At 66.7% G+C, this 14,968-nt stretch carries 11 protein-coding genes; 4 read left to right on the top strand and 7 right to left on the bottom strand.

Annotation, left to right across the window (positions count from 1 at the left end):
- Positions 1-9 precede the first annotated feature (9 nt).
- The 5 genes from narJ to ACYCAX_RS01540 form a co-directional block, all read right to left on the bottom strand.
- Positions 10-768, bottom strand: a complete 759-nt coding sequence (gene narJ / locus ACYCAX_RS01560; protein ID WP_460247293.1) for a nitrate reductase molybdenum cofactor assembly chaperone — start codon at positions 766-768, stop codon at positions 10-12.
- Positions 761-2,317 carry a nitrate reductase subunit beta gene (gene narH / locus ACYCAX_RS01555; protein ID WP_460247292.1) on the bottom strand — a complete coding sequence of 519 codons (1,557 nt, stop codon included), beginning with the start codon at positions 2,315-2,317 and terminating at the stop codon, positions 761-763. The genes narJ and narH overlap by 8 nt, the downstream gene beginning before the upstream one ends.
- Complete coding sequence (locus ACYCAX_RS01550; protein WP_460247291.1) at positions 2,314-6,078, bottom strand: nitrate reductase subunit alpha; 3,765 nt, start codon at positions 6,076-6,078, stop codon at positions 2,314-2,316. The genes narH and ACYCAX_RS01550 overlap by 4 nt, the downstream gene beginning before the upstream one ends.
- A gap of 33 nt (positions 6,079-6,111) precedes the next feature.
- Positions 6,112-8,760 (bottom strand): nitrate/nitrite transporter, encoded by a 2,649-nt coding sequence (locus ACYCAX_RS01545; protein WP_294973381.1) that lies wholly within the window; start codon positions 8,758-8,760, stop codon positions 6,112-6,114.
- 289 nt (positions 8,761-9,049) lie between these two features.
- Entirely contained in the window at positions 9,050-9,742 is a 693-nt protein-coding gene (locus tag ACYCAX_RS01540) for an MOSC domain-containing protein (RefSeq protein WP_015477581.1), read from the bottom strand.
- Positions 9,743-9,863: 121 nt separating this feature from the next.
- Between ACYCAX_RS01540 and ACYCAX_RS01535 the strand changes: the two genes are divergently transcribed.
- Positions 9,864-10,124 carry a cytoplasmic protein gene (locus ACYCAX_RS01535; protein ID WP_236620479.1) on the top strand — a complete coding sequence of 87 codons (261 nt, stop codon included), beginning with the start codon at positions 9,864-9,866 and terminating at the stop codon, positions 10,122-10,124.
- A gap of 202 nt (positions 10,125-10,326) precedes the next feature.
- Here the strand turns inward: ACYCAX_RS01535 and ACYCAX_RS01530 are convergent, their stop codons facing one another.
- Positions 10,327-11,220 (bottom strand): aldo/keto reductase, encoded by an 894-nt coding sequence (locus ACYCAX_RS01530; RefSeq protein WP_460247290.1) that lies wholly within the window; start codon positions 11,218-11,220, stop codon positions 10,327-10,329.
- Positions 11,221-11,463: 243 nt separating this feature from the next.
- Here ACYCAX_RS01530 and ACYCAX_RS01525 point away from each other — a divergent pair, with 243 nt between their 5' ends.
- From ACYCAX_RS01525 to ACYCAX_RS01515, 3 genes are read left to right on the top strand one after another with little or no spacing between them, the layout of a single operon-like run.
- Positions 11,464-11,796 (top strand): carboxymuconolactone decarboxylase family protein, encoded by a 333-nt coding sequence (locus ACYCAX_RS01525; RefSeq protein WP_294973387.1) that lies wholly within the window; start codon positions 11,464-11,466, stop codon positions 11,794-11,796.
- Between the two features lie 10 nt (positions 11,797-11,806).
- On the top strand, positions 11,807-12,814 hold the full coding sequence (locus ACYCAX_RS01520; protein WP_015477577.1) for an aldo/keto reductase: 1,008 nt from the start codon (positions 11,807-11,809) through the stop codon (positions 12,812-12,814).
- A 20-nt stretch (positions 12,815-12,834) separates the two neighbouring features.
- Entirely contained in the window at positions 12,835-13,878 is a 1,044-nt protein-coding gene (locus tag ACYCAX_RS01515; protein WP_460247289.1) for an NAD(P)-dependent alcohol dehydrogenase, read from the top strand.
- Between the two features lie 33 nt (positions 13,879-13,911).
- On the opposite strand, the gene ACYCAX_RS01510 is transcribed toward ACYCAX_RS01515, so the two are convergent.
- The gene (locus ACYCAX_RS01510) at positions 13,912-14,805 is read right to left on the bottom strand and encodes a LysR family transcriptional regulator (protein ID WP_460247288.1); all 894 of its coding nucleotides are present in this window, start codon (positions 14,803-14,805) and stop codon (positions 13,912-13,914) included.
- Between the last annotated feature and the right edge of the window lie 163 nt (positions 14,806-14,968).

The raw sequence follows: 14,968 nt of genomic DNA, 5'->3' as shown, positions 1-14,968 counted from the left end.
AGCCTCCGTTTACTGGGTGCCGGACGGCATGACCTGGATGACCTGTGGCAGCGTCTCGTACTTGCGCTCGGCCAGGCGCCGCCCCTCGGCGGACTGCAGGCTGCAGTCCTGGTCGGTTTCGGCGTTGAAGCGCACCACTTCTTCTTCCCACACCGCGTCCAGCGCCTGGGGCGTGTTGTCGGGCTTTTCATCCGCGACGGCGGGGCGCTGCTCGTCGATGGCGTCGGTGGCGCCGATCAGCGCGAGCAGGGCGCGGGGCACCAGCGCGTAGCGGGTGTCGCGTTCCTCCAGGCGCGCGGCGAGCAGGGCGAGGATGTGCCGGATGTCGCCCAGCCACTGGCCGATCTCCTCGTGGCTGCGGGTCGACAGGTATTCCAGGAACAGCGGCAGGTAGTCGGGCAACTCGCGGGCGTCGAGCTGGAAGCCGGCGGCCTCGTACTCGGCCAGCAGGTTGACCATGGCCTGACCGCGATCGCGGGATTCGCCGTGCACGTGCTCGAACAGCAGCAGCGAGGTGGCGCGGCCACGGTCGAAGAGTTCGACGTAGGCTTCCTCCAGATCGAGCAGTTCCCCGGCGGCCAGCTCGCGGCACCACTGGGCGAGCTGCGCGCGCAAGGGCGTGGGCAGGCGGTGTTCGGCATCGAGGATGTCGATGGCCTCGGCGCAGGCCACCTGCAGTTCGGCGCTGGGGTAGTCGAGCAGCCGCGCCAGCACGCGCAGACTCAGCAGGCCCACGGGTGGGCCTTCGTAGGGACGGTACTCACCCATGACGGCTGTCCTCCACCGGGTCGAAGGTCTGCACCGGCTTGACCAGCGTGGTGGTGTTCTTGCGTCCGCCGAACAGGCTGACCTGGCTGTTGCCGCCATTGCAGCCGTCGCCGAAGCTGAAGCCGCAGCCGCTGCGTTCGGCATAGGCTTCGGGGATGTGCTCGCGGTGGCCGGTGGGGATGACGAAGCGGTCCTCGTAGTTGGCGATCGCCAGGTAGCGGTACATTTCCTCGACCTGGTTCCGGGTCAGCCCGACCTCGTCGAGCACGGCGGTATTGTCCGTCTTGTCGACGTGCTTGGCGCGCATGTACACGCGCATCGCCATCAGCCGCTTGAGCGCCAGCACGACCGGTGCTTCTTCCCCGGCGGTGAGCATGTTGGCCAGGTAGCGCACCGGGATGCGCAGCGATTCGATCTTCGGCAGCACGCCGTCGAACTCCATATGGCCCGCTTCGGCGGCGGACTGGATGGGGGAGAGCGGCGGCACGTACCAGACCATCGGCAGGGTGCGGTATTCCGGGTGCAGCGGCAGGGCCAGCTGCCAGTCGATGGCCAGCTTGTAGACCGGCGAGGCTTGCGCTGCGGCAATCACGTTGTCGGGGATGCCGTCCTTGCGCGCCTGGGCGATGACTTCCGGGTCGTGCGGGTCGAGGAAGATCTCGCACTGGCGGTGGTAGAGGTCGCGGTCGTCCTTGGAGGCGGCCACTTCCTCGATGCGGTCGGCGTCGTAGAGCAGCACGCCGAGATAGCGGATGCGCCCCACGCAGGTTTCCGAGCAGACGGTGGGCTGGCCGCTCTCGATGCGCGGGTAGCAGAAGATGCACTTCTCCGACTTACCGCTTTTCCAGTTGTAGTAGATCTTCTTGTACGGGCAGCCGGAGATGCACATGCGCCAGCCGCGGCATTTGTCCTGGTCGATCAGGACGATGCCGTCTTCCTCGCGCTTGTAGATCGCGCCGCTGGGGCAGGAGGCCACGCACGCCGGGTTCAGGCAGTGCTCGCACAGGCGCGGCAGGTACATCATGAAGGTGTTTTCGAACTGCCCGTAGATGTCCGCCTGGACCTGGTCGAAGTTGATGTCCTTGCGCCGCTTGGCGAACTCGGTGCCCAGCAGTTCTTCCCAGTTGGGGCCCCATTCCACCTTGTCCATGCGCTGCCCGGAGATCAGCGAGCGCGGCCGCGCCACCGGCTGGTGCTCGCCCTGCTTGGCGCTGTGCAGGTGCTGGTAGTCGAAGGTGAAGGGTTCGTAGTAGTCGTCGATCTCCGGCAGGTCCGGGTTGGCGAAGATGTTCGCCAGCACCCGCCACTTGCCGCCGATGCGTGGGTTGATGGAGCCGTCGGCGTTGCGCACCCAGCCGCCGTTCCACTTCTTCTGGTTCTCCCACTCCTTGGGATAGCCGATGCCCGGCTTGGTCTCGACGTTGTTGTACCAGGCGTACTCGATGCCTTCGCGGCTGGTCCAGACGTTCTTGCAGGTGACCGAGCAGGTGTGGCAACCGATGCACTTGTCGAGGTTCAGGACCATGCCGACCTGGGAACGAATCTTCATTTCACGGCCTCCTGCTGATAGTCGTTGCCTTCGCCGTCGAGCCAGTCGATGCGGTGCATCTTGCGCACGATGACGAACTCGTCGCGGTTGGAGCCCACGGTGCCGTAGTAGTTGAAGCCGTAGGAGAGCTGCGCGTAGCCGCCGATCATGTGGGTCGGCTTGGGGCAGACCCGCGTCACCGAGTTGTGGATACCGCCACGGGTGCCGGTCATCTCCGAGCCCGGGATGTTCAGGATGCGTTCCTGGGCGTGGTACATCATCGCCATGCCGGGGCGTACCCGCTGGCTCACCACCGCGCGGGCGGCGATGGCGCCGTTGGCGTTGTACAGCTCGATCCAGTCGTTGTCGGAGACGCCGATGGAGCGCGCGTCGTCCTCGGACATCCAGACGATCGGCCCGCCGCGGGAGAGGGTCTGCATCAGCAGGTTGTCGCTGTAGGTGGAGTGGATGCCCCACTTCTGGTGCGGGGTGATCCAGTTGAGGGCGATCTCCGGGTTGCCGTTGCTCTTGGGCGCGGCGACGCTGGCGGCGGCCTTGGTGTCGATGGGCGGGCGATAGACCATCAGGCTTTCGCCGAAGGCGCGCATCCAGGGGTGGTCCTGGTAGAACTGCTGGCGACCGGTGACGGTGCGCCAGGGGATCAGTTCATGCACGTTGGTGTAGCAGGCGTTGTAGCTGACGTGTTCGTCTTCCAGGCCCGACCAGGTGGGGCTGGAGATGATCTTGCGCGGCTGCGCGACGAGGTCGCGGAAGCGGATCTTTTCCTCTTCCTTGGGCTTGGCCAGGTGCGTATGGTCGCGCCCGGTGATCTTCGACAGCGCCGCCCAGGCCTTCACCGCTACCTGGCCGTTGGTTTCCGGCGCCAGGGCGAGGATCATCTCCGCCGCGTCGATGGCCGAGGCGATCTTCGGCCGGCCTTCGGCGGAGCCTTCCAGCTTGCGGTAGTTGAGCTTGCCGAGCAGGTCGACCTCGGTCTCGGTCTTCCAGGCGATGCCCTTGCCGCCGTTGCCGATGCTGTCCAGCAGCGGGCCGACCGAGCTGAAGCGCTCGTAGGTTTCCGGGTAGTTGCGCTTGACCTCGATGAGCGACGGCATGGTCTTGCCGGGGATCGGTTCGCACTCGCCTTTCTTCCAGTCCAGTACCTGCGGCTGGGCCAGTTCGCCGGGACTGTCGTGCTGCAGGGGCAGGGTGACCAGGTCGGTTTCCTCGCCCAGGTGACCGACGCACAGACGCGAGAACGCCTGGGCGATGCCGTCGTAGATCTGCCAGTCGCTGCGGGCTTCCCACGCCGGGTCGGTGGCGGCGGTGAGCGGGTGGATGAAGGGGTGCATGTCGGACGTGTTGAGGTCGTCCTTCTCGTACCAGGTGGCGGTGGGCAGCACCACATCGGAGTAGAGGCAGGTGGTGGACATGCGGAAGTCCAGGGTGGTCAGCAGGTCGAGCTTGCCTTCGATGGGCTCGTCCTTCCATTCCACTTCCTCGGGCTTCTGATGACCCGAATCGCCCAGGTCCTTGCCGAGCAGGCCGTTCCTGGTGCCCAGCAGGTACTTGAGCATGTACTCGTGGCCCTTGCCGGAGGAGCCGAGCAGGTTGGAGCGCCAGACGAACAGGTTGCGCGGGTGGTTCTGCGGGTTGTCCGGGTCCTCGCTGGCGAAGCGCAGCTGGCCGCTTTTCAGCTGCTCGACGGTGTAGTCCACCGTGCTCTTGCCGGCGGCCTGGGCGGCAGCGGCCAGGCGCAGCGGGTTGATCCCCAGCTGCGGCGCGGAGGGCAGCCAGCCCATGCGCTCGGCGCGCACGTTGAAGTCCACCAGGCTGCCGCTGAAGTCCTGCGGGCGCGCCAGCGGGGAGAGCAGTTCCTTCACCTCCAGCTTCTCGTAGCGCCACTGGCTGGAGTGGTTGTAGAAGAACGAGGTGCCGTTCATGTGGCGCGGCGGACGGTGCCAGTCGAGGGCGAAGGCCAGCGGCGTCCAGCCGGTCTGCGGGCGCAGCTTCTCCTGGCCGACGTAGTGCGACCAGCCGCCGCCGCTCTTGCCGATGCAACCGCAGAGGATGAGCATGTTGATCAGCCCGCGGTAGTTCATGTCCATGTGGTACCAGTGGTTCATCCCGGCACCGACGATGATCATGGAGCGGCCGTGGGTCTTGTCGGCGTTCTGCGCGAACTCGCGGGCGATGCGGATCATCTGCGCCGCCGGCACCCCGGTGATCGCTTCCTGCCAGGCCGGGGTGTAGGGCTTCATCTGCCCGTAGTCGCTGGCGCCATCGTCCGCGCCGGAGCCGCCGACGGTAGCGGCCAGGCCCCGGTCGATGCCGTAGTTGGCGGCGGTGAGGTCGAACACGGTGACCGCCAGCACCTCGCGGCCATCGGCCAGTTTCAGGCGCTTGGCCGGCACATGGTGGTAGATGACGTCGCGTACTTTCACGTTGGGGAAGTGCTGGCGCTCGATGCCGCCGAAGTAGGGGAAGGCCACCCGCGCCACTTCGTCATGCTGGCCGAGCTGCGACAGGCGCAGGCTGACGTCCTGGCCGTCGGCGTCCACCGGTTCCAGGTTCCAGTGTCCGGTTTCACCCCAGCGGAAGCCGATGGAGCCGCGCGGTACCACCAGGCGGTCGCCGCTCTCGTCCCAGGCCACGGTCTTCCACTCGGGGTTATTGGCCTGCTCCAGGTTGCCGTCGAAGTCGCTGGCGCGCAGCTGCTTGCCCGGCACCAGGCTGCCGTCGTCGCGCTGTTCCAGCTCCACCAGGATCGGCATGTCGGTGAAGCGGCGGATGTAGTCGGTGAAGTAGGCGCTGGGCTGCTCCAGGTGGAATTCCTTGAAGATCACATGGCCCATGGCGATGGCCAGCGCGGAGTCGGTGCCCTGCTTGGCACTCATCCACTCGTCGCAGAGCTTGGAGATTTCCGCGTAGTCCGGGGTGATGGCGATGGTCTTGGTGCCCTTGTAGCGCACCTCGGTGAAGAAGTGCGCGTCGGGGGTGCGGGTTTGCGGGACGTTGGAACCCCAGGCGATGATGTAGCCGGAGTTGTACCAGTCGGCGGACTCGGGCACGTCGGTCTGCTCGCCCCACACCTGGGGTGAGGCGGGCGGCAGGTCGCAATACCAGTCGTAGAAGGACAGGCACACGCCGCCGATCAGCGACAGGTAACGGGTGCCCGAGGCGTAGGAGACCATCGACATCGCCGGGATCGGCGAGAAGCCGGCGACGCGGTCCGGGCCGTAGGTCTTCACGGTGTAGACGTTGGCGGCGGCGACCAGGGTCTGCATCTCGTCCCAGTCGGCGCGGACGAACCCGCCGCGGCCACGGATGGACTTGTACTGCTTCGACTTCTGCGGGTCTTCGACGATGCTCGCCCAGGCCAGCACCGGATCCTTGTGGGTCGCCAGCGCCTCGCGCCAGAGCTGCACCAGCGCCTTGCGCACCATCGGGTATTTCAGCCGGTTGGCGCTGTACAGGTACCAGGAGTAGCTTGCACCGCGCGGGCAGCCACGGGGCTCGTGGTTGGGCAGGTCGGGGCGGGTGCGCGGGTAGTCGGTCTGCTGGGTTTCCCAGGTGACCAGGCCGTTCTTCACGTAGATCTTCCAGCTGCAGGAGCCGGTGCAGTTCACCCCGTGGGTCGAGCGGGCGATCTTGTCGAACTGCCAGCGCTGGCGATAGCCGTCCTCCCAGTCGCGGCTCTCGTCGCGGGTTTCGCCGTGGCCGCCGGCGAACTCCGGGGGACGCTTGACCAGGTAGCGTAGGCGGTCGATGAAGAAGCTCATGTTTCTCCTCCTTGGCAGAGTGCGTCGTCAGCGTTAGCAGCGCACTTCGGCATTGCGACGGGTGTAGAAGAACCAGGTCAGCGCGATACACAGCACGTAGAACACGATGAACCCGTAGAGCGCCCATTCCGGGCCTCCGGTGAGGTCGAACGAACTGCCGAACGATTTCGGGATGAAGAAGCCGCCGTAGGCCGCTACCGCCGAGATGAAGCCCACCGCGGCGGCGGACTCCTTCTCGCTCTGCAGGCCCTGTTGCTCGGCGGGCAGGCTGGGGAACAGGCGCGGCGTCATGATCCGGAAGATCGCCGGGATCATCTGCGTGGTGCTGGCATTGCCCACGCCGGAGAAGAAGAACAGCAGCAGGAACATCGCCAGGAAGCCCCAGAAGGCGCCCGGTTGGTCCTTGCCTTCGATGAAGAACAGCACGCCGCCGACGCACACGGCCATGGCGACGAACACCCAGAGGCTGATCCGCCCGCCGCCGAAGCGATCCGCCAGGCCGCCGGTGAAGGCGCGAGCGAGGGCACCGATCAGCGGCCCGAGGAAGGCGAACTTGAGCACGTCGACGCCGGGGAACAGGTGCCCGGCCAGCAGCGGGAAACCGGCGGAGAAGCCGATGAAGCTGCCGAAGGTGCCGGTATAGAGCACGCTCATCAGCCAGGTGTGCTTGCGCTTGAAGATCGCCATCTGGTCGGCGAAGGACGACTTGGCGCTGGCGATGTCGTTCATCCCGAACCAGGCGGCGAGCGTGGCGACGATGATGAAGGGCACCCAGATGAAGCCGGCGTTCTGCAGCCACAGCGGGGTGCCGGTGCTGGTGGTCTGCGGTTCGCCGCCCAGGCTGCCGAACACCGCCATCGTGATGCTCAGCGGCACCAGGAACTGCATGACGCTCACGCCCAGGTTACCCAGCCCGGCGTTCAGGCCCATCGCGGAGCCCTTGGCCTGTTTGGGGAAGAAGAACGAGATGTTCGCCATGCTCGAGGAGAAGTTGCCGCCGCCCAGGCCGCAGAGCAGGGCGAGGATCAACATCACCAGGTAGGGCGTGTTGGGGTTCTGCACGGCGAAGCCGATCCACAGCGCCGGCACCAGCAGGGAGGCGGTGGACAGCGCCGTCCAGCGCCGCCCGCCGAAGATCGGCACCATGAAGCTGTAGAAGATGCGCAGGGTGGCGCCGGACAGGCCGGGCAGGGCGGCCAGCCAGAACAGCTGGTTGGCGCTGTACTCGAAGCCCGCCAGCGGCAGCTTGGCCACCACCACCGACCAGACCATCCAGATGGCGAAGGCCAGCAGCAGGTTGGGGATGGAGATCCACAGGTTGCGCGTGGCGATGCGCTTGCCGGTATCCGCCCAGAACGCCGGGTCCTCCGGGTGCCAGTCGCGCAGCACGAAGCTGCTGGGGGTGGAGAGTTCCGGCAGGTCGCGGGTTTCGCTGTGCTCGGCCCATTCCACGCGTTCGGCCATGCGGATCGCGTAGTGCATCCACAGCAGGGCGCCGGCGGCGATCAGGAACAGCAGCATGAAGCAGCTCTGCCAGATGCCGACCACGTCGTTGAGCATGCCGAAGGTCAGCGGCAGCAGGAAGCCGCCCAGGCCGCCGATCATCCCCACCAGGCCGCCGACCACGCCGACGTGCTGCGGGTAGTAGGTCGGGATGTGCTTGAACACCGCCGCCTTGCCCAGGGACATGAAGAAGCCCAGGACGATGATGACCAGGGCGAAGCCGACCAGGCCGAAGTGCATCGAGAACTCGATGTCGCCGCGTACCCCGGTGACGGTGTAGCGGGTCGGCGGGTAGCTGAGCAGGAAGGTGCACAGCACCGAAATGCCCAGGGTCCAGTACATCACCCTACGGGCGCCGTAGCGGTCCGACAGCCAGCCGCCGAGGATGCGGAACAGCGAGGCGGGCACGGTGTACAGCGCGGCGACGAAGCCGGCGGCGGCCAGCCCCAGGCCGTACACCTCCATCAGGTAGTGCGGCAGCCAAAGCGCCAGGGCGACGAAGGCGCCGAAGACGAAGAAGTAGTAGAGCGAGAAGCGCCACACGCGCAGTTCGGTCAGCGGCGCCAGTTGCTCGGACAGCGGGATGGCCTTGGCCTGGCGCGTTGCGGCCTGGGGATCGGTCTTGGCGAAGAGGATGAAGCCGATGCCCATCGCGCCGAGCACCAGCGCGTACACCAGGGCGGCGCCGCGCCAGCCCAGGGCCAGCATCAGCAGCGGAGCGGCGAGGTTGGTCAGGCCGGCGCCGACGTTGCCGGCGCCGAAGATGCCCAGCGCGGTGCCCTGGCGGCCCTGCTCGAACCAGGTGGCGGTGTAGGCGGTGCCGACGATGAAGCCGCCGCCCGCCAGCCCCACGCCCAGTGCCGCGACGAGCAGCATCGGGAAGCTGTTGGCGAAGGTCAGCAGGTAGACGCAGGCGGCTGACACCAGCATCAGCAGGCCGAACACCCAGCGCCCGCCGTAGCGGTCGGTCCACAGGCCGAGGAAGATGCGCGAGATCGAGCCGGTCAGCACCGGCGTCGCCATCAACAGGCCGAGCTGGGTATCGGTAAGGCCGAACTCGTTCTTGATCTGCAGGCCGAGGATGGAGAACAGCGTCCATACGGCGAAGCACAGCGTGAAGGCGAGGGTCGACAAGCCGAGGGCGCGATAGCGATCACCGGCAGAAATGGAGTTAGCCATACTGGACACAATCCCTTGACGGCACCGTCGGCAACGGTTTCTTTTTCCAGCCGTAGCGATGCCCGGACAGGCCAGTGGATACCTGTGCTCGCAAGCGTTGCCATAGGCCGATTCACGGTCGGTCTTGCTGGATCTCTAGTTATCTTTGCACCCGAAGGTGTTGTAGAGCCTCAGCCTAGACGCAGATCAAAGGGATTTCCAAAACTCGCCGGGATATTGCGTTGAATGTGCAGAACTTTGCGGTTCGCTATATATTTGAGTAGATAGCGATGGCCATCCAGGTGCTATCTCAGGGCTGGCCCTGCAGACGCGGCCCCCAATCCTCCACCTGGCCTTGCTCCAGGCGCCGGCTCAGGGTGCGCCGCCAGTTCGGCGCCAGCGGCAATTCCAGGCATTCGCGCAGGATGTCCATGTCCACGCGCTTGTCGAACAGCACGGCGGAGAGCCGTTGCAGTGGCCAGTCCGCATGCTGCCGCTCGACCCGCTCCAGCGTCGCGCCGGCGGCGATCACGCCTTCCTCCAGTACTCGGTAGTACCAGCCGGTGCGCCCCGACTCCTGCACCCGCAGCGCCATCTGCGCCACCGCGAAGCGGTCGTTGAGTTTCCAGCACGGCATCCGCCCCTGGGACACCTCCAGCAATGCCGTGCCGGCGCGGATGCGATCGCCCAGGCAGACATCCGCCTCGGTCCAGCCGGTGCTGCTGAAGTTCTCGCCGAAGGCGCCCGGCTGCATCAGCAGCGGGTGTTCGCCCAGCTCGGCGATCCAGTCCGCGTAGTGTTCGCGGGGATAGTGGTGGATGGCTTTCTCGACGCCGCCGTGCACGCGCAGGTCGCCTTGCTCGTCGCTTTCCAGGCCCAGGGTGGTGATCGTCAGCGATCCCTGGCGCGGCGCCTTGGCGATGGCGCTGCGCGATCCGGCGCGGGTGAAGGGCACGGCGCGTCCAGTGAGGAGGGCGTCGAGGGAAATGCAGGTCGGGCTCATGGGGACCTCTCGGGAGTGGTGTCGATCAAAAACTACCTGGACAAAATCATTCAGATCGGTAGTCTCTGTCAAGGTGTCGATTCGATACAAAGTGTCGTTGCGCCCCGCCAGCGAGTCCCGCATGCCCAACCGAGAGTTCCCGATGCAGAAGTACCGTCTTACCATCCAGCGCCACGGCCAGTTGCTCGGCCATTTCGACTCCGACCTGCCCTGGGCGCGCGACGCCGTGCGTGCCATCGCGGATGCGCTTGGCGGGCAGGGCTTCGTCCTTGAGTTGCAGGTGGCCGACGGCGAGCGGCGCCTGCTGGAAAGCTCGCCAGCCGGCATCAAGCTGCTGGCCAGCGAGCCGCTGTATCGCCCGATGGCGCTGGAGAACCTGTAGGAGCGAGCTTGCTCGCGAACCTCCGACGCGCCGGCCCTGCCGGCGAATCGCGAACGGGATCCGGGGACTCGCCTGCTTTCGTAGAAGCAACGGTCTTTCACTCGGCAGCGGTTCGCGAGCAAGCTCGTTCCTACAGATGGCGGCGTCGGTCCGCTCCTGCGGGGAAATCCCTGCACGCAGGAGCACGTTCTGTCCGCGCTGATCAGCGATCCACCCGCTGCTGCAGGTGCGCCGGGTAGCGCTCGCCGGCGATTTCGATCCGCCGTAGCGCCTCTTCGATGGCGGAGAGGTCAGTGGCGTCCAACACCAGCGAGGCTGCACCGAGGTTTTCTTCCAGGCGATGCAGCTTGGTGGTGCCGGGGATCGGTACGATCCACGGCTGTTGCGCCAGCAGCCAGGCGATGGCGATCTGCGCGCGGCTCGCGTCCTTGCCCTCGGCGATGCGGCCGAGCACGTCCACCAGGCCGGCGTTGGCCGTGCGGTTCTCCTCGGAGAAGCGCGGCACGATGTTGCGGAAATCGTTGGCCGAGAACTGGGTGCGAGCGTCGATGGCGCCGGTGAGGAAGCCCTTGCCCAGCGGGCTGAAGGGCACGAAGCCGATGCCCAGTTCGGCCAGTAGCGGGAGGATTTCCTTCTCCGGCTCGCGCCACCACAGCGAGTACTCGCTTTGCAGCGCCGCCACCGGCTGCACCGCATGGGCGCGACGGATGGATTGCGGGCCGGCTTCGGAGAGGCCGAAGTGCTTCACCTTGCCTTCGCGGATCAGTTCGGCGACGGTGCCGGCGACGTCCTCGATGGGCACGTTCGGGTCGACCCGGTGCTGGTAGAAGAGCTCGATGCGATCGGTCTTCAGGCGATTGAGCGAGGCTTCGGCGACGGCGCGGATGCTCTCCGGGCGGCTGTCCAGGCCGAGGCGGGTGTCGCCTGCGCTGAAGCCGAACTTGGTGGCGATTGCCACCTCGTCGCGTATCGGTGCCAGGGCTTCGCCCAGCAGTTCCTCGTTGGCGAAGGGGCCGTAGCCGTAGCTCAGGCCCATGCAGCCAAGGCCCAGTGTCGATACCTGCAGGCCGTTGCGGCCCAGTGTGCGCTTGTCCATCGGAGTTTCTCCTGGAGCGGGAACGGACGGGATTGCCCGGCGAATCGTCTGGAATGGACTTTACTCAAAGACTTTCGCTGCGATTAGACGGGCAGAGCCGCATTCGCCTATGAGCGTGATTCATGGATCTGGCAGGGCCATTCATGAGTGTTCCTCATAGGTCCAAGCGTGTTGCGCCCCTTAATCGACACACCGCCCAGGCCTAGCATGGTCGGCAACTTCAGCAGCCCAGCGGAGAACACCATGAGCGAGCAGCCTTCCACCGCTCACAAGGCTTTTGCCGACATCGCCCCGGTGCTGGCCGACTACACCGACCGGGTGCTGTTCGGCGACGTCTGGGAGCGCCCCGGCCTGTCGCCGCGCGACCGCAGCCTGGTCACCGTGGCCAGCCTGATGTCGCGCTACCAGGCCAACGAACTGCAGTTCCATCTGGGCAAGGCGCTGGACAACGGCGTCACCCGCGAGGAACTGATCGAGCTGATCACCCACCTGGCTTTCTATTCCGGCTGGCCCACGGCTTCCACCGCGCTGGGCGTTGCCCGCCGGGTGTTCGCCGAACGCGATGCCACCGAGTGAGGAAAATTTCATGGAATACCGTTACCTGGGCCGCAGCGCCCTGAAAGTCTCGCCCCTGTGCCTGGGCGCCATGATGTTCGGCGGCGAGACCGACGAGCCGACCTCGCGCCGCATCATCGACAAGGCCTTCGAGCAGGGTGTCAATTTCATCGACACCGCCGACGTCTACCACAAGGGCCGTTCCGAGGAGATCGTGGGGCGCGCGGTAGCCGCCCGGCGCGATGACTGGGTGATCGCCAGCAAGTTCGGCAACGCCCTGGGCGATGGTCCGAATAACCGTGGCCAGTCGCGCAAATGGATCTACCAGGCTGTGGACGACAGTCTGCGCCGCCTGGGAACCGACTACCTGGACATCCTCTACTTCCACCGCACCGACGTCGATGCGCCGCTGGAGGAGGGCCTGCGCGCCGTGGGCGAGTTGATCCGCCAGGGCAAGGTGCGCTACTACGGGCTGTCCAACTTCCGTGGCTGGCGCATCGCCGAGGTGGTGCGGCTGGCCGACCGGTTGGGCATCGACCGGCCGATCTGCAGCGAGCCGCTGTACAACCTGGTGGACCGCACCGCCGAAGTCGAGCAACTGCCCGCCGCCGGCCACTTCGGCATCGGCGTGGTGCCCTACAGCCCGCTGGCCCGTGGCGTGCTCACCGGCAAGTACCGGCCTGGCGCCGAGCCGCCGGCGGACTCCCGTGCCGGCCGTGGCGACAAGCGCATCCAGCAGACCGAATGGCGCCCTGAATCCCTGCGGATCGCCCAGTGCATCGCTGAACACGCCGCCGCCCGTGGCACCACGCCGGCCGCTTTCGCCCTGGCCTGGGTGCTGAACAATCCCCTGGTCAGCTCGCTCATTGCCGGCCCGCGCACCGAGGCGCACTGGGACGGCTACCTGCCGGCGTTGGAGATCGAGCTGACTGCTGAGGATGAAACCTTCGTCGACAGCCTGGTGCCGCCCGGTCATGCCTCCACGCCCGGCTACAGCGATCCCGCCTATCCCGTCGAAGGCCGCCCGGCCCGCCGTTGAAACCTCGAGGAGCAATGCCGATGAAGACCCTTGGATACGCCGCGCAGAACCCGCAGGACCCGCTGGCGCCGTTCACCTTCGAACGCCGCGCGCTGCGCGACAACGACGTGGCGATGGACGTCCTCTACTGTGGCGTCTGCCACTCCGACCTGCACCAGGCCCGCAACGACTGGGGCTTCAGCCGCTACCCGATGGTGCCGGGCCACGAGATCGTCGGCCGGGTCACCGCCGTGGGGCCGAAAGTGACCCGCTACCAGGTCGGCGATGCCGTGGCGGTGGGCTGCATGGTGGATTCCTGCCAGCGCTGCGACCAGTGCCGCAAGGGCGAGGAACAGTTGTGCCGCGAGGGCAACACCCAGACCTACAACGGTGTGGACCGCATTACCCGCGAAGCGACCCAGGGCGGTTATTCCCAGCAACTGGTGGTGCGCGAGGAGTTCGTCCTCCGTGTACCGGCGGCCCTGGACCTGAGCCGCGCCGCGCCGTTGCTGTGCGCCGGTATCACCACTTATTCGCCGCTGCGCACCTGGAACGTCGGGCCGGGCAGCCGCGTCGGCGTGGTCGGCCTCGGCGGGCTGGGGCGCATGGCGGTGAAGCTGGCGGCCGGCCTGGGCGCCACCGTCACCGTGCTCAGCCGCAGCGCCGACAAGCGCGCCGATGCCCTGGAACTGGGTGCCGATGCGCTGCTGGTGTCGTCCGACGCCCAGGCGATGAAGGCGGCGGCCAACAGCTTCGACCTGATCGTCGATACCGTGCCGGTGAAGCATGATCTGAAGCCCTACATGCCGCTGCTGGACGTGGACGGCACCCTGGTGATGGTCGGGCAGGTCGGGCCCATCGACGAGATCAGCAGCATCCCGCTGCTGCTGGGGCGCCGGCGCATCGCCGGATCGCCCATCGGCGGCATCGCCGAAACCCAGGAACTGCTCGATTTCTGCGGCAAGAAGAACATCCTGCCGGAGTGCGAGATGATCCGCATGGACGCGATCAACCACGCCTTCGAGCGCATGGAGCGCTCCGACGTGCGCTACCGCTTCGTCATCGACATGTCGACCCTGGGCTGAGGCAGTGCGCTGGGCGCGTCCTGCGCCCGGTGTTCAGTCCTGATGGCGCAGGGCGTCCACCAGCACCGTGAAGGCGCGGGATTTCTGCCGACGGCTGGGGTAGTAGAGGTGGTAGCCGGGAAAGGTCGGGCACCAGTCTTCCAGCACCTGCTCCAGGCGGCCTGCGGCGACGTGCTCGGTGACCATGTCCTGCGGCAGGTAGGCCAGGCCGAAGCCGTCCAGCGCAGCGCGCAGGATGTGCGGGCTGCTGTTGAACGTCAGTTGGCCTTCCACTCGCGCCTTCACTTCGTGACCGTCCTTGGCGAACTCCCAGGCCATCAGCCCGCCGTAGGTCGGCAGGCGCAGGTTGAGGCAGTCATGGCTGGCCAGCGCCTGGACGTCTGCCGGGCGGCCCTTGCGGGCGAGGTAGGCGGGACTGGCGGCCACCGCCATGCGCAGGTCCGGGGCGATGCGCACGGCGATCATGTCCTTGGCCACCTGGTCGCCCAGGCGTACGCCGGCGTCGAAGCGCTCGGCGGCGATGTCGGTCAGGCCGTAATCGACGCTGACCTCGACCTTGATGTCCGGGTAGTCCGGCAGCACTTTCGAGAGCTTCGGCCAGAGCACGGTGCTGGCCGCGTGTTCGGCGGCGGTGATACGCAGGGTGCCCACGGGTTTGTCGCGAAAATCGCTGAGCGCCGCCAGTTCCGCCTCGATCTCCTCGAAGCGCGGCGCCAGGGTGTGCAGCAGCCGCTCGCCGGCCTCGGTGGGCGAGACGCTGCGGGTGGTGCGGCTGAGCAGGCGCAGGCCGAGGCGGGTTTCCAGGGCGCGGATGGTGTGGCTCAGCGCCGACTGGGAGACCCCCAACTGCGCCGCCGCCTTGGTGAAGCTGCCTTCGCGGGCCACCGTGACGAAGGCGATCAGGTCGTTGAAGTTTTCCCGTGGCATGTCGGCTCCGCTGTGGTCGTCGCGACGAGGACCGCGCAGGCGGAGTGTATCCGAGTCGGAGGACCGGCACCGTCGTCGCGAGGCTCCGGCGGATGCCGGGCGCGAAGGGGTAGATGGCCAGTGGCGGCACGATGACGTCAAAATGCCATCGAAAGCACTTTAA

Source organism: Pseudomonas sp. MT3 (assembly GCF_054720805.1).
The sequence above is the reverse complement of the archived record's forward strand: the minus strand, read 5'-3'. Positions and strand labels throughout refer to the sequence as shown.